Below are 17,317 nucleotides of genomic sequence, written 5' to 3' on the forward strand. Positions count from 1 at the left end.
AGATACGTATAGCAGTGTTTACGAGAGAACTGGTCAATACATCCCCAAAGACGACAAATTGCCAATGATACCGATGGTTTGGGGTAGCGGTTTTATAACTCAGGTGCAAGAAACTTTTAATTTAGATGAGCAGCAAACGTATAGGTATAGTACGTCAGCGCGTCTGGTGGACTGCTTTGGGATGTTTGATTATTTGTTGGGGATGGAGACAAGTCAATGAACCAAAGCAAAAAGAAACGCAAGTCTCTGAGTTTGCGGCTTCAACCGTATGAGGGTGATGTTTTAGCGGAAGTTGTCGATTACTTGAACTCGTTACCCAAGGATGAGGCACAGCGTAAGATGGCTGATATCTTGGTGGCTGCTTTCTTGCCAGTGGCGCGATATTCGAGCGGTAATTTTACGCCAGAGCAGATCCGTTTTGCTTGCTGGGAAGCGCAAGACTCGTTGAATAAACACGGCAGTTATATGCGTTTGGCACTGTCGGTGGAACAACCGCAGTTTGTGGTGTCACAGCCAGCGTTGCCTGCACCAGTTGTAGCGGTCAATGCCCCAAGCTACTTGAGTAATGCTTTAGAGTCGCCTGAGCTTGAGGGTGAAGCGGCTGATTCAATCAGACCTGCTTCAATAGTTCAAGGTCAGGCTTCGTCTCAAGAATTGGATGCGATTTTTGGGGGAGATTGAGCGAAGAATATTTGAACAATAGCCGCCGCAGTTGTAGCTGTTAACTCTGAGGCGGCTTTTGTCGTGATTATGTAATTTTTCAGTAGTATTTGAAGTTTATTCTTGCTTTTTTTAGTTTTGGCTCAAAAAATCTGGTCAAAACTTTTTGGCGTACTGTGCGTCAAAAAAATTATTATACCCATCACTATGCTCCCCTTCCATGCTTAAGCTTTCACTAATATCAGCTGCTATTATCTGCACGCAATTACATGGTGCTGTATTTGCCCAAAGTAACCCACGTTCTGGTTTCCAGGTAATTAAGGTGCAAGAATTTATCTCTTCTAACCGTATTAGAGTTACTATCCCAAAAGCTGTGGCTGTACAATTATTTAGCAATTTAGAAGAACAAGAAGGAAGAAAGTCTGAGGACATTTCAGTTGCGTATCCTACACAAAACACATCTGTAATCGTACATACCACAGTAGGTTTAGCTGATGATTCAGTCAGTGGGATACGAAATCGCATCGAATTGAGACGCAACCAAAATAAATGGAAAATTGTCTGGGTAGGTCAGCAATACAAGTGTCAACCAAATCGAGGGCATCAAGACTGGTCTGGCAGTCTTTGCTCATAATCGGGTTTTTTAGCACGTTATAATCTACACAAAACTAAAGTAGATTTAGGCAGGCTTGGGCAGACTGGTTTTTAGTAAGAAAGTACACAATGCTTTACTTATAAACCCCGGTTAATACTAGGTGATTAGTCAGATTTCAACTAGTGAATTAATGCAATGATTAAAATATATTTACACTCTCTTTTCGATATGAAGTTGACCGCAGATGCGTGGTGCGATTCATAAATTCTCTGTAAAAACATGAATCTTCTTTTTCGGAACTTGCCACTAGGCAAGCTGTCTATCTAACAATACCGAACCACCTATACAGTAACGGGGCATTGAATCTATCAAGCCCCATATAAATTTATCGCGCTTTGCTGTTACTGCTCTCTTGTAAAAACTTGAGAGCAGTTTTGTATTGTCAGTCAGCAAAGCGCTCGCGCTTTGTCCGAACGGATATATACCGCGCACCTAGAAGAGTCGTAGTCAACCTAATCAACGATAATATCAGGAGCGAAGAAAATGAAATTGATGATGAGCCAGGGGTAAGGTATGGAAGCCAAAAGCGAAGTGACAATAAAATTTAGTGGGGAACTACCAACAGCCAAACCAGCAGAAAATAAAAAAGTTGCAATCGAGTTGACTGATCAGAACGGCATAGTCTTCACCGCTCAAGTTAATGCTAAAAGCTGGCGGAAGGCTGAAACTAGCGCCTCGGAATTCGCAGACTGGGCTGGGGCTATATCGGGTAAGCTTGGCAAGCGTTCAGAAAACGGTTTTGAAGTGATTGACGCGGGAATCCAGATTTTCGAGAAGAAAGTGAAGGAGGTAAAACCAGACGTGGGTGCTGCTGTATCAGAAGCTGGTGCAAGTTCATAGACAGATTTCCTTGGCGATCTCAGTTTTCTTTAAAAGCGATCGCTTTTGTTGATTAGTGTTTTCATATATATATTCAAGATTGTCAGCATGACCATTACTACCGATACACAGCAGTTATCAGTCAATAGTCCACAGATAATGCCAGCAGAGCCTCTACAATATCGTGCAGTTGGTAGAGTCTGGGGGAGGTATGTACCCTCGGATGAGCTTATTTATAAAGGTCAATTAATAACTGCTGACGGTGTAATGCTGGATACTAAGCTTGCTAAGAGAGCGTCTAAAGTAGTTCAAAACGCTCAACTTGATTTATCTCAAGATTATCTGTGGACTGCTTACCCCAGAACAGGATTAAAAAATTCTCTGAGTGAACTTTCGGTGTGTCTAAGGGACTTCCAAAGAATAAATTATTCCAAGAAAAACAAGAAATATGTTTTCTCAAGAATGATAATCATTTTAAGGGGGAGAAAAGGGGTTGCCGAGGCAATACCGTTCGGTTAAGGAATTTCTTGGTTGAGGCAGGCTGTTCTTGAGCAGGGGGAGAAGAGAAGCAGGGGGAGAAAAGAATGGCTGAACATATACCCTCTTGCCTCCTCTGCCACCCCTGCTTCCCCTGCCTCCCCTGCTTATCCGAACCGTATTGGTTGCCGAGGGCAACCCCTTTTCTCCCCCTCATCTATGCATGAAGAATCTATACACTTGTCATCTATTTTGAAGTTAAACAGTGTAGGATTAGTATGTTTTGTAGCTAAATAAATGCTGTTATTAAAATCAAATAACTTTTGTTTTACTACAACAAATATCAATAAACCAATTACCTAAATTTGGGAAAAGTTCATGAGTAGAATCGGTTAGCCGCTCAATCTGTTTTTCAATTTGAGCCATAGCTTTTTTTGTAAGCTTGACCCCATTCTCATAAGTTTTGTGTACTAACTTAACGACTGGATGTTTCCCGTTCCATGTCATAGTGCTGGCAAAATTTAGAGCCGTTTCTAGTTCATCTAAAATGCTACCATTCCAGTGATTTTCTAGTACTGCCCACGTCCTTTCTATTGGATTATATTTACTATGATAGGGCGGATAGTAAGCTAAACGTATATTTACTTGATGTTTTTGGGCAAACTCTACTATACGTTTCATAAATTGAGTACGCCGTGAGCTATTCTGTGGCCCGTTATCTTGATTGAGAAGTAGGGTTTGAATATCGGAAAAACGATGCTTTTGTTCTAACCAAAAATCTTCTAAAATATCAACAATAAAATCGCTTGTAACTTTCGATTCTGTAAAGTACAAAAATAGCTCATCAAGCTCTGGAAGAAAGATACCATAAGGAGTTACAGTTGTTTTTGGATTATAATCATGGTCATCAGCTTTCGCTCCATCCCGGCTTTTACCCCCTCGATCAAATGAGCCAATCTTAACGCGGGCTTTTCCGTCCATACTTAGACGTAAAACATTCTTATCTTCATCTGCATCTTTATTTACTATGTCTAATTGCTCAAAGATTGCGTCAGTTTGTGGGATTTTTTTTGAGGTTGAACTTTCTTTACCCTTCTGAGCTTATAACCTAAATTATTTAATTTGACGCGAATTGTTTCTGATGTATGTAACTTTTCGTCACTGTAACCATACTTTTCGATTAATTGCTTTCTGACTTCGGCTGCACTGAGTCTAGTATATAGTCTTTGACTTTTAAAACTTGGATCAGTTTGACTATGGAAGTCAACTAAATTTTTTATGTCTTCTAAAAGATTTGGCAAGTGTTCTTCTGCTTTATAACGCCCTTTGCCACTCATGTTATCAACACAAGTAATACCACTTTTTAATTCTCTTGTTCCTTTGCGAATTGTATCTCGATTCCATCCTAATTCTGATTGTGCAAGCCTTTGCCCCCCTAAACCTAAGCCCTGAACTGTCTGTGCCATAAATTTGCGCTTTGCTACACCCTTTAATTGAGATGCAGTTTCAATTAACAACTTTTTGAGAGAATCAGTTAATACTATAGCCACCAGTTACCACACTCAAAAACAAGCGTCATTACTCAAATTACTACAAAAGGGGATGAAGGGGCTGCCGACGGCAGCCCCTTCATCCCCTTTAAAATGATTATCATTACTGTTAGTGGAATAGTTTATTTTCTGGAAGTCCCTACAGCCGAAGATACTACGCTCGCTAACTGAGAGTTAAACCGACCGCAAAACTTTAATTATTTACTGGTCAATTGCTGATTTAATCAACGTTACAGGGTGCATTGTTCCCAAGAATTTATTATGCCTAAACGTAAATCTTCCAAGACGAATAGTTCATCATCTCAACAAGATGCCGCGCATCTCCCGCCAGCTATTTTGCGTGTAGTCAAGCAAAAATCTACTGCCACAGACGATAATAATCCTGCACAATCTGAATCAGCATCAACTAGCGTACCAACAGAAAATCAGCCAGTTGAGCCGGAATTAGAAGTAAATAATAACCAGAGTAAAAGCACTGAATTATCTTTATTAAACAGTAGCTCTGCCCTGAGTTATGACGCTGTGCCTCAAACAATAGAAGCAGAGAATGAACAGTTAGCTTTACCTCAAACAAGAGAAGCCGCACCAGTTAATTCATCATCATCAACTGCTTTGATTGAAAATACCTCTGCTGAACATGAGCAATCAGAGATAGAAACAGAGCAACCGCAATTAAGGAATAAACCAGCATATAAAAAATTATCAACAGCAACTAATAGTTCAGGACAGACCTTTACTGTTAAAGAAAAAATTGAGGTAAGTACCTGTAACTTTGGTATACAAACGGTTTTTATTATTTCCTTATATTCAGCAGCAGATGGAAGTATTTGGGCTTATTACCATCCTGTAGATAAAAACCAAAGACAGCTATGGAAGCGGGGGTGCTGTCGGATTGAGGATTTGAAAAAGCTGTCAATGGAAGCAAGCACTGGTTGAGGAAGTAAGTAGACGGCTTATTGATTGATCAGTTGTCGTAAAGCAATTTTGAAGAGTTAATGATCATTCAGGCGATTAATATCTGCTCATTGTAATATGGACATATATACGGAAAACCTTATACTGAAACACAATTAATCTCTTATGTCCTTTCAAGAAAATGAAGGACATTTAAGACCCCAACTAGATGCACTAGTTGGGGTGATTTTTTTGTGGTAGTGATAGGTGCAATTGCTGTTAGACATTTAACGGCTAACTACTGAATTAAGAGTGAGTGTTTGTTTAAGCCATGCTGTTGCCTTAACAGCCGCTTCCTCCACAACTTCTTGTTGGTCGTAAAAGGCAATGTGATTTTCTGTACTCATCCAGTGTAAATTTTTCTGATTGGTTGGTATGCTCTGGAAGAAGCGACGCGCACCATCAGGAACTAAAGCGGTATCTGAATGAATCACCAAAGTAGGAGCCTTGATATCACGACCAGCATCAATAGCATTGAATTGTAAGAAAGGCTCAAAGAACATTACTGCTGAACGATTGACCCAGCCAGAACGCAAACCACGTTGGGTTCCATAATAATCATAGGCTTCTTGACCAGGCATAGCCACATTAAGATTGTTTTGGTCTACGTTGGTCATGTAATCAACTTGACCAGTTTTTTCATACTTAATACGAGCAAGTCTTCCCATATTGAGACGAGCTTCGTAGTTCTCACCCAACCATTGACGCATTACCTGTGGGTCATGATAGAAGCCAGCTACGGTAACAAGGGCGTTAATTGAAGAGTCCATTGCCGCCGCTTTTGCAGAGTATCCACCACCTGAACAAATGCCCATTAAAGCAACTGCATCAGGCTTAACTTCTGGTAATGCCCGTAAAAAAGTTACTGCACTGTGAATATCCTCAACTTTCATTTGTGGATTTTCAAACTGGCGAGGTGCGCCACCACTTTCACCAAAGGTGCGATGATCAAAGGTCAAAGCCACAAATCCTTGTGCTGCTAATTGACGGGCGTAAACTTGACTTACTTGCTCTTTAACGCTCGACTGCGGCCCTACCACAACCACAGATGCCTGTGGTGCTTTGATGTTCGCTGGTAGATAGAGATTACCTACTACCTTCGTACCCTGGCTGAGAAATTGAACTTTACGAACTGAGATATTATTCGCTGCAACAGTTTGGCTTTGGGTAGGCATAGATTTGGCTTCAACAGTTTGTAAGTCAGCAGTAGCGGTTAATGGTAGAGCTAGTAAACCAAAAGAAGCGAGGAAGAGTGTTTTTACAGCAATTTTTTTCACAGACAGCATGATTTTTGCTCCTTAAGTTGGGGTATAACTGGATTTGCGGCTGTTGTGGTTGTGTTCCCTTGCCGATAGTTAAATACTCGCAGAACTCACTACTGGAAAAATTGGAAATTCTTGCTCAATTTTTAAACTGTTTTAGCAAAAGCGCGTGGAGTGACACCAAAAGCACGTTTAAATACATTATTAAAATGAGACTGGTCAAAAAAACCCACAGCTAATGCTACTTCCGAAAGGGACAGTTGGCTTGTGAGCAGTAATTTTTTCGCTCGCTCTAGTCGTAAACGCAGGACAAACTGATGCGGTGCTAAACCTGTGGTGTTCTTAAACTGGCGGGAAAAATAATAGTCGGAAACTTGGGCGGCACAAGCAAGTTGGCTGAGGCTCAATTCTGTACCAAGTTGTGTTTGTGCGGTTTCAATTACGTCTTTTAGTTGCTTCGATGATAGTTTCCCTTTTGGATTCAAAGGTTTTTTGGCATTGCGGTGATGTTTGCTCAACAGGTGCAATGTGAAAGACAGAGATAGAGTTTGTGCATACAAGGGTTCCCCCGGCTGGGCCAACTCTTTTGATAAGGCTCTAGTATAGGTGTATGCCAACTCATCTGTGATGCAGCGACGTTCGGCAAAGGTATCAATGGCAGTAGGTGTGCGGTCTTCGAGAATGGCGGTGATCAAATCTGGTGAGAGTGCCATCGCTGCTACTGTCAGTTCATCCTGCCAGAAAGGAGCGTTGGTTTCGCCATCCGATTGAAGGCAAAACCCCCCAGGCGGCAAAATGGCTTCATGGGTTCTTCCGCCGCTACGCCAACCAAAACGCACAGAGTCACCTAAATTGATGATCAGTCGATGCCCTTCAACATAATGTTCTGGAAGTTCCATCGGCTTGAGCCGTTGTACCTCTAGGGTGAAATTGTGATGCCATCCTGCTTGAAAACTAGACAGAACAACCGAACTATCTGGGGCAGATGGAAAACGCTGCCCTGTGTGCGGATTAATTAAATTAATACTGCTGTGCAACGTCACGGCTCGGTCTTCAATTTCAAGAACTTATCCTAATTGATTCTGGTTGTTGTCATTATCTCTAATTTTCTTGAGCCAAGGTGACTAAGAGCAGTATTTTTACTCTCAATGTTCTCCAAAATCATAAATGTGTAGAGATTTAAATTTCTCTGATAAGTCTGCGAATACTAAAAACAAACACTGTCACCGAATTAACTCTCGTTTTCTAGAATGACATAGAAGGTAAACCTACGCATCCAGTAAATGGTTAATAGATGGTTAACCAGTCATGTGATGAGGTGGCGATCGCCTATGCAGTCGTGGAATGATGATGTTATGGTATGCTGATTTAATTTTGAATTGGCGAAAATATAGATTCTCAGAAATACGTATTGTTGTATTACTAGCAATTTGTATTATTGTCAATTTAAGCGACTCATCCAAACTGTACTAACCAGTAAACCAAAGAGAGCTAACCAATCTAATAATTAGGGATACAGTCAAACTGTCTTTTGTTCAGGTGTAGCTTGGAGAAGCTAGTGATTACTACTTTTAAGTTTTTATATTTTTGAATTGGCGAAATTCTGTATTGCTGTCCAGGTAACATTTTATAAATTAAAAAATACAAATTTTCGTTATTTTGAGGGTAAACTAGCAGCATTTATTGGAGTACATGGAGTGATAATCACCCTAGCTAGTTTCAAGGGTGGCGTAGCAAAAACGACAAGCGCCATCCATATTGCTTGCTTTCTATCTCAGCATGGCAGCACCTTGTTGGTTGATGGCGATCCAAACCACAGTGCTACAGGATGGTCAAAACGAGGAGCATTACCTTTTAAGGTTGTAGATTTACTACAAGCTCCTATGCATAGCCGTAATTTTGACCATGTGGTTATTGACACAGCAGCTAGGCCAAGCCACGAAGATTTAGAAGCACTCGCTGATGGGTGTAATTTATTAATTTTGCCTACTACCCCTGATGCTTTAGCGATGGATGCCCTGTTGCAGACTGTAGACACGCTCAAATCATTGGGCAGCTCACGCTATCGTGTGTTGCTCACAATTATTCCCCCAGCCCCTCGTTTAACAGGACAGCAAGCACGGGAAGCATTAGAGGCAGAGGGAATACCACTATTTCAACATGGGATTAAACGATTTGCTGTTTATGAAAAAGCGGCACTGGAGGGGCTGCCAGTTTATCAAGTAAAAGACCGCAGCAGCAAAATAGCATGGCGCGAGTATCAAGAGGTGGGTAAGGAGATACTGTCATGAGCAAGCCTAGCCCCTTTAAGAAATTATTTGAAACCAAAGAAGAACCACAAATTGAGCCAGAACAACCAACAGAAGCAATCACAGAGAGTAACGTGACACAGACTCCAACACCACAAAAGACAGCGCCAATTCAAGAAGAACCCCGTAAACGTGGCAGACCTGCAACTGGAAAGCGGTCTGATGATGCTTGGATTGGGCGCACTTACTATGTGAAACGCTTAACAGATTTAGATGTAGAGGAAGAATTACTCAAACTTAAAAGACGTGGCGTAGAGATTGATAAAAGCGAATTGGTAGATTTTCTAATGTCCGTCTGGGTGAAATGGCAGCAAGGTGAAAATATAGATTTACTACTTGACGAATTTACGCCAAGGCGAAATTCGCGCATTTGACTGACCCCTTGCTGAATGCCTGGAACGCATTGTACTAAAGCTGAAAGAAACTACTGCGATAATGAAAAAGACTGATGCAGCTATTCCTGGATTTCCCATGCATCTTTAGGAGATACCCACTATGACTATCAAAGAATTGCTTCTTATCGAAATTGAATCCACCTCCGATACCATTCTGACTGAAACGCTAGACTTTTTACGCTTTTTGAAAACGAAGGAAACCCAAACACAGCCTGTTTCATCTGTGGCAGATTCTGCCGACCACACTCCAGTAAATTCCACAGGTCGCTCACTGCTCGAACATTTAAAAACAATTGGTAAATGGTCAGGTGATGATTTACAAGAGTGTCTTGAGCTAGTTTATGCCACTCGCGGCAAAGCCAAATTTGATTACGACAACCCCTTTGAATAATGTACTTGTTAGATACAAATCACTGTAGCCAAGCAATACTTGGTAATGTCAATGTGCTTCATCGCCTTGCAGAAGTGGAAAATTCTGTAATTACAACCTGCGCCATCGTTCAAGGCGAACTGATAGACATGGCAGAACGTTCTCAACGCAAGGAAAATAACTTAGCTCTAATTCACCGTTTTCTAACGGGTATATACAGCCATAATATTGATGGATCTACTGCTACTATCTACGGGCAACTGAAAGCCGCTTTATTCAATCAGTTTGCACCGAAGGAGAAAAGTAAGCGGAGAAAAACGAAAATAACTGATCTAGGCTTCGATGAAAATGACCTTTGGATTGCAGCTGTAGCCTTACAACACGGTCTTATCGTTGTGTCAGCCGATAGCGACTTTCAGAGAATTCAACAAGTGAGAACATTGTCTGTTGAATCTTGGCTGTAAATCCCATCCCTTATCCTCACCTGCGCTTGATTAGTTCTACTCAAAATTATTTCAATAGCAGAAGGTCAGAATGTAATGGGATTTAACAACGTAAATGGCAGTAAGGCGAAAATAAAAATTTGTTAATTGGCGAAATTTCGCATTGGCGAAATTATCACAATGAAGCAGGCGACTTTATAGAAAACCCTGACATACCAATTGATAGGGTGTCTACTCTTAGATTCGTTCACAATCCTACTACCCCAATGGGCGGGATAGAAACATACACTACGCCTGATATAGATTTACTTAACAAACTTTCTGAGCAATATCCAACGGATATGCTTCCTTTCCCAGAAGATGAATAAAAACTGTAATTAGCTTTCATAATAATTTTTTGTCAAAAGTGGATCACACTTGCCGAGGGTAACGCACGAGATATGACCGTTTGTAATTACCTATGCTTAATTTGTTTTGAGGCTAAGAATTGTTTCCCAAATTGTCCATTGGATCGGTTCAGCCAATAAATTTTTTGTTCGTTTTAAATAAGGTTTGCGATAAGGTCTGTTGAGTTGTGCTGTCTCGAAATCGTTTTTGTCAGCCCAAGTCTCGTAGAACATAAACCTAGTCGGGTCGTGAGGATTCTGGTTGACTTTGAAATTAAGCAGGTTTGGTTCAGCAAAGACGTGTTTGAGAACATTCATCAGTTCTTTTTTGTAGGCTTCTTCCATACCAGGCTTAGTACGGACTGAAACTAATACAGTTATAGGTTTGCTACTCATAATTCTTCCCTCAGAACGATGCGGTTGGGAAGTTGGAGCGAACCTAGTTGATAATTTGTGAATAAATTGGTGTGTGCGTTCATACTTTTAACTGGTGAAAGTTTGGTAATTAGATGTGGGGAAAATCTATTTTTGACGTTCCCAAATAGCGATGAGATTGCCATTGTTGTCCCGAAAATTTGTAATCGATGTGCCAATTTCGGGAATATAACGGCTCTCCCAAATCAGTGGTACACCTTTGGCTTTTAACTGAGCATTCGCTGCTTTTAAGTCATTCACGTAAAACACCATATTGCGGATGCCGAGAACCTCTAAATGTGCTGGAGGGTTTTTTGGTTTTCCTTCCAAATTTCGCTGATTAGGGATTTTGATTAAATCAATGAAAAAGCCATTCTTTTCCATCAAGGCAATCTCAATACCTGTAGAAACTTGCCTTCTAGTTTGCAACTTGAAGCTTAACTTGTCTGAATACCAACGCACAGATTCGTCAATATCTGGAACTGATATGGCGACATTGTAAATTTCCAGTGTTTCAAGCCCCATGTCAGCTTGTGAATTTATTTTAGGTTGGTTTTGGTTAGCAATTGCAAAAAGACTAGTACTTGCTGTAAGTCCGGTTGTGGTCAAGATAACTGCTATTAGTTTTTTCAAGCCTTTAGGTTGCATGGTGAAAATTCCTGCGCGTTCATGACCTAACAATAACTTGTGCCAATAGATAGAAAAAGCAGTTTACTGTCATATAACTTGTGAAAATAATTCACAGTCTTTAGGTACACAGATGCTAATAAGTTTGAAAATTTAGTTTGCTTGAGTTCCTCAACCAGTTCAATCAAATTTCCGTTGTTGTCCTGAATGAAGCAGAGCTTAAGCTTCAATGCCTCATCTACTCTTGGTTCCCACAGGAACTTAACGCCCTTTCTCCTGAGTTCTGCGGCGACGATATCTAAATCGTCTACGACAATTGCCAGATGTTTGTAACCCTGTATTAGCAAATCATCCGGAACATTAGTCACTGGCGGTTGAACTCGGAACGAGCTTTTGCGTGCAAATACTTCAAGACGGATGCCATTTAATTCTAGAAAAGCTTGCTGTGTAGATAGTTGAGGTAAATGGCGTCTTCCGATAACTCGGAAGCCAAGTTTATCTTGATACCACCGAACCGTCTCTTGAAAGTTAGTAACCGAAATTGCCACATGATGCAATTTGGCCGAACCTAGTGGTGTAACAGGAGTGGCTGGCTTCTGCACTTGGGCTTGGTCATGCGCCATTGCAGAAAAACCGACAATTGCAACAATTACAGTGCAACTAAGCGCCTTATTAACTGCGTTTTTGAGCATAATTACTTCTAGTGTTGTTTCGGACGGATCAATTTGGCACTACAGGCGGTCTTCAGCCGCAGAACCTTCATGGGCAGCCATACCACCGTCCACCACCATGATGTGTCCATTGAGGAAACTGGCTTCTTCGTCCGCGAGAAACAAGGCTACATTCGCTATCTCTTCTGGTTGTCCCCAACGTTTGAGCGGGACTTTGTTAGCAATAGAGTTACTGACTTGTTGATAAAGCTGAGTATCTACAGGGTTAACAAACTGATTCAGGAAAGTTGTCTCGATGGGGCCTGGTGCAATTGCATTCACGCGGATACCTTGGGTAGCGTACTCCAGCGCCGCAGCTTTCGTCAAACCGACTACACCATGTTTAGAACTTACATACGCACCAACATTTGGTAATGCCACAAGCCCTAATGTCGAAGCCTTGTTAATAATGACACCTGATTTTTGCTTGAGCATCTGTTGTAGCTCATACTTCATGGAGTAGAACACACTGTCGTAGTTGGTGCTATTTAATTCCTGCCAATGTTCCGTAGTCATCTCATGAATTCGCCCAAAACCTGGTACACGACCAATACCTGCGTTGTTGTAAGCTATATCAAGCCGACCATATTTCTGAATAGTTGCTTTTACGAAAGCTTCCACTTGTTTGGGGTCGCGTACATCAGCACGCATATATGTTGCTTCACCACCATTGTTGCGAATTGTGGCTTCCACTTGTTTGCCCAAGTTTTCGCGTCTGCCGCAAAACATGACTTTTGCCCCTTCTCTGGCAAAGAGTTCAGCTGCGGTGCGTCCCATCCCACTCGTTGCACCTGTAATTAAAACAACTTTGCCATTAAATCGTCCGTTTGCAGAGCGAATTGGCGATGACTGTGTCAGAGTTTGGTTTTCGTTCGCCTTGACCTGATGACTATTAAGTGCTTGATTGCCAATGACTGCCATCGTTCCCAAAGCTGTAGTACCACCAAAAATAAACTTGCGTCGTGTAGCAGAGATTTTGAAAGGCTTTCTGGAATGGCTCATTGTCGTTTTCTCCTTGATAAAAGTTTATTCAAAGTTTGATAGTTGTTCTATCTTCTGAGTTCTTTAAGGGCGATTCAGTCGCTCCCAAACGTTGCCGCGACGCTCCCAAAGCGTGATGAGATTATTGTTGTTATCTCGAAACATAGTCACGCGAGTACCAACTTCTCTTAGTTCACGGGCTTCCCAGACAAACTGGATATTTTTAGCTTTCAACTCACGCACGCTTGTATCCATGTCATCAACCCATAAAACAAAGTTCTTTATTCCTTGATATTTCAGGTGATTTGGTGGGTCAAGGTTTAGCATTGGCATTGGTTGGGAATTTGCTACTTCTAAAAATTCGATAACCACACCATTACGCTCAATCATGGCGATAGACACCCCATTGGACAAATCTGCTTGGGAAATTTTGCGGAAGCCCAACACGCGCTGATACCAATCTACGCTGGCATTCACATCGGGGACTGAAATAGAAACATTAAAGTGTTTCATCGAATCCAAACCACGACCGTTACGAGTATTAGTATCAAATGTTTCTTTTTTCTGTTCATTGCTCGATTGTGCAGATACAGAAAAGGAATTTTGGTTAAGTCCCGCTAAGTTACCAACAGTGAGTCCAACTGTAGCGATCACGATAGGTAGTAGTTTTTTCAACATGATGGTTTCTCCTTTTTACGGTTTTTTGCGCGAGTGCAATCCTCTATTGCCTTCAAGTTAACCTTTGGCAAAAAGAAGAAAAAGTAGTTACATTTCACATAACTTGTGAATAAAGTTCAAAAATCATTTAAGCTGGTGGGCATGGACAAACTCAACAGCCTAATCATCTTCGTCCGCGCTGCCCAAAACCGCAGCTTCTCAGAAGCTGCGCGACAAATGGGGATGTCGCCATCCAGCATCAGCAAAGCCGTGCAACGCTTAGAAGAAGAACTGGGAATCCGCTTACTTAACCGCACCACCCGCAGCGTGACGTTGACGGATGACGGTGCTGCTTTTTACTCACGGTGCCGACAAATTCTCGATGAGTTAGAAGAGGCAGAACAAGAACTGCTGCAAACGAGGTATCAACCCAGAGGGACGCTAAGAATCGATTTAACAATGGCGTTGGGGCGAATGCACATTGTTGGGGCGTTGCCTATGTTGACGGCGAAATATCCTTCACTCAAGCTGGATGTATCTCTGAATGACCGCTTTGTTGATTTAATTGAAGAAGGAATTGATGCTGTTGTGCGCTTGGGTATTGGTACGGACAGTCGATTAATTATGCATCGGGTGGCGACAGTGCGGTTTGTTGTTTGTGCTTCACCGGATTACTTCAAACGCCACGGTATTCCCAAAACTCCTCAAGACTTGAAGCAACATAACTGTATAAATTTTGTCTATCCCCAAACACGAAGGGTGTTTGAGTGGCGCTTTCAACACGGCAGTTTGCACACTCCAGGGAACCCCCGCAACGCACTGCCTCACCAAGGCGAACAATTTGAAATGCCTGTGGAGGGTTCCTTACGATTTGACCATGCCGAATCTTTACTGGAAGCTGCAATTGCGGGCGCGGGAATAGTGCAAGTTCTTAACTATGTTGCTGGAAGAGCAATTGCGGGTGGTGAACTTCAACCGATACTTGAGGACTATGCTGCTCCTGGTGAACCGATATCGGTAATTTATCCACAAAAGCGGCATTTATCAGCAAAAGTTCGCGCTTTTATTGATTTTATGGTTGATTTAATGGGTCAACTTAGGCTGGAGAAAATTGTTGAATAAAAGCTCTACATTATCTGTAAACATTAGCGTAGACTTAGGCAGAGTTATAGGTCTTTCCTAAATCAATTCTGATATTGAGTCACTCATCTGCTTTTGCAAACGCTGGCGGTTATCATCATATTTCAATACCGTCTGCACTTGGGCGTGTCTGCTGAAACGCTGGGTAGCACGGTAGTTGCCATTATTCAGATCCAATACTGTAGTAATCGCACTATGACGAACACGATGTGGTGACATCTTCTTAGTAATTCCGGCTTGCTTGCATAGCCCATCTACCAGTCGCCTGATTGCCTCCCCGGTTAATCTCGCTCCATTCTTGTGGTAAGCCAGCACAGTGAAAAGCGGGTCTAAACCACGTTTATTCTTACTTGCTTTTATCCAACTGGCGATTGCATCAACCGTTTTGTCCGATAGGTCAATAACTTCTTTCTGGCTACCCTTGCCTTTACCCAGGATTTCAAGAGTTTTCTCTTTGGCGTTAAAGTCACGCACATTTAGATTGACTATCTCCTGACGACGCAAGCCATTATCCCAAAGTAACCGCATAATGGCATAATCGCGCTTGCCCTTAAGAGTACTGCGGTCAACCAACGCTATAACTAAAGCATAGTCCTCGGCTGGAATGCCCATAGTGTCCCGGTAGGTTTCAACCTTTTCACCTTTGACATCATCTAGGGAGAAATTGCACACACCCAGCCGTCGCCCCATCTCAACCATTGACTTGATAGCACTAAGGCGACGATTCACTGTAGCTTCAGCCAGCTTTTTCTTAATCAGGTGCGCTTTGTACTTGAGAACCACAGCAACGGCGTGACGCTGTTCCAGGTGAAGAAACTCTAGAACCAAATCCCGGTTGGGTTCTTTCTTAACGACAAACAGAAAGAAATCTTTCAAATCTTTTTGGTATTCGCGCTTGGTGTTCTGTGAGCGCTTATCACCAATCAACTGCTGGATAACGTCGGGGTCATTTTCTAGAGAAAAATCCTCACCGATCGTTAAGGAGAGCGAGTTTTCTAGAACACTAAGGTTTTCGGGATGAATAGGGTTCATGGTTTTAAGCAGGGGGGCAGGGGGAGCAGGGGGAGCAGGGGGAGCAGGGGGAGCAGGGGGAGCAGGGGAGGCTCTTGAGGTTTAACGCTTTATCAGCCAAGGTGTTGGGTTGTTAATCATAGTCACCAAACCAGATAAAACGCGGTTGTAAGTGCCATAAAGTTCTCTACCGATTTCAACATTTATGTAATTGCATTTAACAGCAAATTCAATCCAGGTCTGAGTTTCAGCCGCCTCTGCTTCACAATCATTCAGCTTGGCAACAAATGCCGCTTCATATCGACGTTTTCGCCATGCTTCAGCAAAATTGGCACACACAGACCGTGACGACCGACGAATTTGGTCAGTTAATGAGTATCGTTCCTCTACTGGAAATTTTTTAGATGCTTCAAAAATCTTCATGGCTGTGTCAAAAGCCATCTTGTAGACTTCTAAATCTTTATGGTCTTTAATCGCGTCTTTGTTCATCTCCCCCTGCCTCCCCTGCTCCCCCTGCTCCCCCTGCTTTCCATCTTAGCCGTTTCGGCGGTGTTTATTACTCTAAGTGGTGTGAAAATTACTATTGTCGCACTATTGCTATTGCAGCTGTGGGTGGGGTTGGGGAGTTATTGTCAGTTGATTGACAGTTAAGGAGGGCAATTATCATAATTCTTACCTAATGAAAGTGTAAGCACTGACGATTTGACTAAGTAATAATGCTGTATGAATCTGGATATTGTTGTTTTGCCCTAAGCTCACTCAGGAGAGTCACGATCGCTGTGGTGAAGCGATCTCGCCACCGTAGATGGGCGGTGGAAGCCATCGCTCTTTGTGGGGCATTGATATCAGAATTGATATCATTCCTTCCCGGATAAGGAAAATGTCACCGCACAGGGTTAGGCATTCGGCTATTACGGCGGCGCTTGATGCGACGGATGGGAATATTAGAAAGGTGCAGAAATTGAGCCTGAATGCTGACCCGCGAACGCTGATGATTTATGACGATAACCGGAATAAAGACCTGTGGGAGATGTCGGAATTGTTGACTGGAATACTCAAGGATTCGGATCAATAAAATTTAACAATTTGACTAAGAATAGGAGATTAGTCTTATTCAATAACTGGTAATTAAATCTGTTTCATAATATATTTTACTGAAAAATCAAGTCACCTATAAAACGAAACTCAGGCAAAATAAATTCTCAAGGGTAGGAGTATGAAAGCGCAAACTTTAAAGAGTTTTATAGAGAGCTAGTAGAGCTTCATCTGCAAGAGAATTTAAGTGATTAAAGGTATGTCGGATTTCATAACTATTATCATCACCCTTATCATAGTTACATTTCCAACATATAAGGCATCACCGTGCCGAAACGGGAAAATTGGACGCGCTTGGCTGAAAACCTTATACAGTAATGCTTTCAGTCAGCTATATCTGGGGTGATATTTCATCATATAGAGATACAACTTGAAGTTTGATTTAAGAAGCTTGATGGCGGT

General features: G+C 42.0%; 21 protein-coding genes and 2 pseudogenes. 13 read left to right on the plus strand and 10 right to left on the minus strand.

Annotation, left to right across the window (positions count from 1 at the left end):
* The 5 genes and pseudogenes from H6G96_RS33515 to H6G96_RS33535 form a co-directional block, all read left to right on the plus strand.
* Positions 1-220 (plus strand): annotated as a pseudogene (locus tag H6G96_RS33515) (hypothetical protein); the annotation flags it as partial.
* Positions 217-681, plus strand: coding sequence for a hypothetical protein (locus H6G96_RS33520; RefSeq protein WP_190917724.1), 465 nt, complete (start codon positions 217-219; stop codon positions 679-681). The pseudogene H6G96_RS33515 and the gene H6G96_RS33520, both read left to right, overlap by 4 nt.
* Positions 682-880: 199 nt before the next feature.
* Entirely contained in the window at positions 881-1,294 is a 414-nt protein-coding gene (locus H6G96_RS33525; RefSeq protein WP_190917726.1) for a hypothetical protein, read from the plus strand.
* Between the two features lie 534 nt (positions 1,295-1,828).
* A complete protein-coding gene (locus H6G96_RS33530; protein ID WP_190917728.1) occupies positions 1,829-2,155 on the plus strand; it encodes a hypothetical protein in 327 nt (108 codons plus the stop codon).
* Positions 2,156-2,242: 87 nt separating this feature from the next.
* Positions 2,243-2,653, plus strand: a complete 411-nt coding sequence (locus tag H6G96_RS33535; RefSeq protein WP_190917729.1) for a hypothetical protein — start codon at positions 2,243-2,245, stop codon at positions 2,651-2,653.
* Between the two features lie 270 nt (positions 2,654-2,923).
* Here H6G96_RS33535 and H6G96_RS33540 read toward each other — a convergent pair.
* A protein-coding gene (locus H6G96_RS33540) for an ISAzo13 family transposase (protein ID WP_190917832.1) occupies positions 2,924-4,155 on the minus strand; the annotation gives its coding sequence in 2 pieces (ribosomal slippage) (positions 2,924-3,675 and positions 3,675-4,155; 1,233 coding nt in all).
* 267 nt (positions 4,156-4,422) lie between these two features.
* Here H6G96_RS33540 and H6G96_RS33545 point away from each other — a divergent pair.
* Positions 4,423-5,097: a hypothetical protein gene (locus H6G96_RS33545; RefSeq protein WP_190917731.1), complete on the plus strand. Its 675-nt coding sequence runs from the start codon at positions 4,423-4,425 to the stop codon at positions 5,095-5,097.
* 245 nt (positions 5,098-5,342) lie between these two features.
* On the opposite strand, the gene H6G96_RS33550 is transcribed toward H6G96_RS33545, so the two are convergent.
* Positions 5,343-6,401 (minus strand): alpha/beta hydrolase, encoded by a 1,059-nt coding sequence (locus H6G96_RS33550; RefSeq protein ID WP_190917733.1) that lies wholly within the window; start codon positions 6,399-6,401, stop codon positions 5,343-5,345.
* Positions 6,402-6,523: 122 nt separating this feature from the next.
* Positions 6,524-7,420, minus strand: a complete 897-nt coding sequence (locus tag H6G96_RS33555) for an AraC family transcriptional regulator (RefSeq protein ID WP_190917735.1) — start codon at positions 7,418-7,420, stop codon at positions 6,524-6,526.
* A gap of 654 nt (positions 7,421-8,074) precedes the next feature.
* Between H6G96_RS33555 and H6G96_RS33565 the strand changes: the two genes are divergently transcribed.
* The 5 genes from H6G96_RS33565 to H6G96_RS40955 all read left to right on the plus strand — a co-directional run bounded on the left by H6G96_RS33565 (position 8,075) and on the right by H6G96_RS40955 (position 10,262).
* Positions 8,075-8,668, plus strand: a complete 594-nt coding sequence (locus H6G96_RS33565; protein WP_190917739.1) for an AAA family ATPase — start codon at positions 8,075-8,077, stop codon at positions 8,666-8,668.
* The gene (locus tag H6G96_RS33570; RefSeq protein WP_190917741.1) at positions 8,665-9,060 is read left to right on the plus strand and encodes a hypothetical protein; all 396 of its coding nucleotides are present in this window, start codon (positions 8,665-8,667) and stop codon (positions 9,058-9,060) included. Before H6G96_RS33565 ends, H6G96_RS33570 begins: the two co-directional genes overlap by 4 nt.
* 121 nt (positions 9,061-9,181) lie before the next feature.
* A complete protein-coding gene (locus H6G96_RS33575; protein WP_190735003.1) occupies positions 9,182-9,472 on the plus strand; it encodes a DUF2281 domain-containing protein in 291 nt (96 codons plus the stop codon).
* The gene (locus tag H6G96_RS33580) at positions 9,472-9,915 is read left to right on the plus strand and encodes a type II toxin-antitoxin system VapC family toxin (protein WP_190917744.1); all 444 of its coding nucleotides are present in this window, start codon (positions 9,472-9,474) and stop codon (positions 9,913-9,915) included. Before H6G96_RS33575 ends, H6G96_RS33580 begins: the two co-directional genes overlap by 1 nt.
* 119 nt (positions 9,916-10,034) lie before the next feature.
* The gene (locus H6G96_RS40955; protein WP_206757686.1) at positions 10,035-10,262 is read left to right on the plus strand and encodes a hypothetical protein; all 228 of its coding nucleotides are present in this window, start codon (positions 10,035-10,037) and stop codon (positions 10,260-10,262) included.
* 96 nt (positions 10,263-10,358) lie between these two features.
* On the opposite strand, the gene H6G96_RS33590 is transcribed toward H6G96_RS40955, so the two are convergent.
* From H6G96_RS33590 to H6G96_RS33610, 5 genes are all read right to left on the minus strand, one after another.
* Positions 10,359-10,676 (minus strand): antibiotic biosynthesis monooxygenase, encoded by a 318-nt coding sequence (locus H6G96_RS33590; protein WP_190917748.1) that lies wholly within the window; start codon positions 10,674-10,676, stop codon positions 10,359-10,361.
* A 126-nt stretch (positions 10,677-10,802) separates the two neighbouring features.
* Positions 10,803-11,342 (minus strand): VOC family protein, encoded by a 540-nt coding sequence (locus tag H6G96_RS33595; protein ID WP_190917750.1) that lies wholly within the window; start codon positions 11,340-11,342, stop codon positions 10,803-10,805.
* Positions 11,343-11,368: 26 nt separating this feature from the next.
* Complete coding sequence (locus H6G96_RS33600) at positions 11,369-12,013, minus strand: VOC family protein (protein ID WP_190917752.1); 645 nt, start codon at positions 12,011-12,013, stop codon at positions 11,369-11,371.
* Positions 12,014-12,052: 39 nt separating this feature from the next.
* Positions 12,053-13,033 (minus strand): glucose 1-dehydrogenase, encoded by a 981-nt coding sequence (locus tag H6G96_RS33605; protein ID WP_190917754.1) that lies wholly within the window; start codon positions 13,031-13,033, stop codon positions 12,053-12,055.
* 63 nt (positions 13,034-13,096) lie between these two features.
* Positions 13,097-13,690, minus strand: coding sequence for a VOC family protein (locus tag H6G96_RS33610; RefSeq protein ID WP_190734987.1), 594 nt, complete (start codon positions 13,688-13,690; stop codon positions 13,097-13,099).
* Between the two features lie 105 nt (positions 13,691-13,795).
* Between H6G96_RS33610 and H6G96_RS33615 the strand changes: the two genes are divergently transcribed.
* A complete protein-coding gene (locus H6G96_RS33615; RefSeq protein WP_199339820.1) occupies positions 13,796-14,791 on the plus strand; it encodes a LysR family transcriptional regulator in 996 nt (331 codons plus the stop codon).
* A 57-nt stretch (positions 14,792-14,848) separates the two neighbouring features.
* Here the strand turns inward: H6G96_RS33615 and H6G96_RS33620 are convergent, their stop codons facing one another.
* Both H6G96_RS33620 and H6G96_RS33625 read right to left on the minus strand, forming a co-directional pair.
* Positions 14,849-15,841, minus strand: coding sequence for a tyrosine-type recombinase/integrase (locus H6G96_RS33620; RefSeq protein WP_190917757.1), 993 nt, complete (start codon positions 15,839-15,841; stop codon positions 14,849-14,851).
* A gap of 81 nt (positions 15,842-15,922) precedes the next feature.
* Positions 15,923-16,309 carry a four helix bundle protein gene (locus H6G96_RS33625; protein ID WP_190917759.1) on the minus strand — a complete coding sequence of 129 codons (387 nt, stop codon included), beginning with the start codon at positions 16,307-16,309 and terminating at the stop codon, positions 15,923-15,925.
* A gap of 391 nt (positions 16,310-16,700) precedes the next feature.
* On the opposite strand from H6G96_RS33625, the pseudogene H6G96_RS33630 reads away from it, so the two are divergent.
* Positions 16,701-16,895, plus strand: a pseudogene (locus tag H6G96_RS33630) (integrase); the annotation flags it as partial.
* Positions 16,896-17,317: the final 422 nt, after the last annotated feature.

Source organism: Nostoc sp. FACHB-892, from assembly GCF_014698795.1.
In the GTDB taxonomy this organism is placed as follows: domain Bacteria; phylum Cyanobacteriota; class Cyanobacteriia; order Cyanobacteriales; family Nostocaceae; genus Nostoc.

Excerpts from the sequence above, each read along its gene's own strand:
- H6G96_RS33520 (WP_190917724.1), top strand. The coding sequence starts at position 217 with ATGAACCAAAGCAAAAAGAAACGCAAGTCTCTGAGTTTGCGGCTTCAA.
- H6G96_RS33525 (WP_190917726.1), top strand. The coding sequence starts at position 881 with ATGCTTAAGCTTTCACTAATATCAGCTGCTATTATCTGCACGCAATTA.
- H6G96_RS33530 (WP_190917728.1), top strand. The coding sequence starts at position 1,829 with ATGGAAGCCAAAAGCGAAGTGACAATAAAATTTAGTGGGGAACTACCA.
- H6G96_RS33535 (WP_190917729.1), top strand. The coding sequence starts at position 2,243 with ATGACCATTACTACCGATACACAGCAGTTATCAGTCAATAGTCCACAG.
- H6G96_RS33545 (WP_190917731.1), top strand. The coding sequence starts at position 4,423 with ATGCCTAAACGTAAATCTTCCAAGACGAATAGTTCATCATCTCAACAA.
- H6G96_RS33550 (WP_190917733.1), bottom strand. The coding sequence starts at position 6,401 with ATGCTGTCTGTGAAAAAAATTGCTGTAAAAACACTCTTCCTCGCTTCT.
- H6G96_RS33570 (WP_190917741.1), top strand. The coding sequence starts at position 8,665 with ATGAGCAAGCCTAGCCCCTTTAAGAAATTATTTGAAACCAAAGAAGAA.
- H6G96_RS33575 (WP_190735003.1), top strand. The coding sequence starts at position 9,182 with ATGACTATCAAAGAATTGCTTCTTATCGAAATTGAATCCACCTCCGAT.
- H6G96_RS33580 (WP_190917744.1), top strand. The coding sequence starts at position 9,472 with ATGTACTTGTTAGATACAAATCACTGTAGCCAAGCAATACTTGGTAAT.
- H6G96_RS33590 (WP_190917748.1), bottom strand. The coding sequence starts at position 10,676 with ATGAGTAGCAAACCTATAACTGTATTAGTTTCAGTCCGTACTAAGCCT.
- H6G96_RS33595 (WP_190917750.1), bottom strand. The coding sequence starts at position 11,342 with ATGCAACCTAAAGGCTTGAAAAAACTAATAGCAGTTATCTTGACCACA.
- H6G96_RS33600 (WP_190917752.1), bottom strand. The coding sequence starts at position 12,013 with ATGCTCAAAAACGCAGTTAATAAGGCGCTTAGTTGCACTGTAATTGTT.
- H6G96_RS33605 (WP_190917754.1), bottom strand. The coding sequence starts at position 13,033 with ATGAGCCATTCCAGAAAGCCTTTCAAAATCTCTGCTACACGACGCAAG.
- H6G96_RS33610 (WP_190734987.1), bottom strand. The coding sequence starts at position 13,690 with ATGTTGAAAAAACTACTACCTATCGTGATCGCTACAGTTGGACTCACT.
- H6G96_RS33620 (WP_190917757.1), bottom strand. The coding sequence starts at position 15,841 with ATGAACCCTATTCATCCCGAAAACCTTAGTGTTCTAGAAAACTCGCTC.
- H6G96_RS33625 (WP_190917759.1), bottom strand. The coding sequence starts at position 16,309 with ATGAACAAAGACGCGATTAAAGACCATAAAGATTTAGAAGTCTACAAG.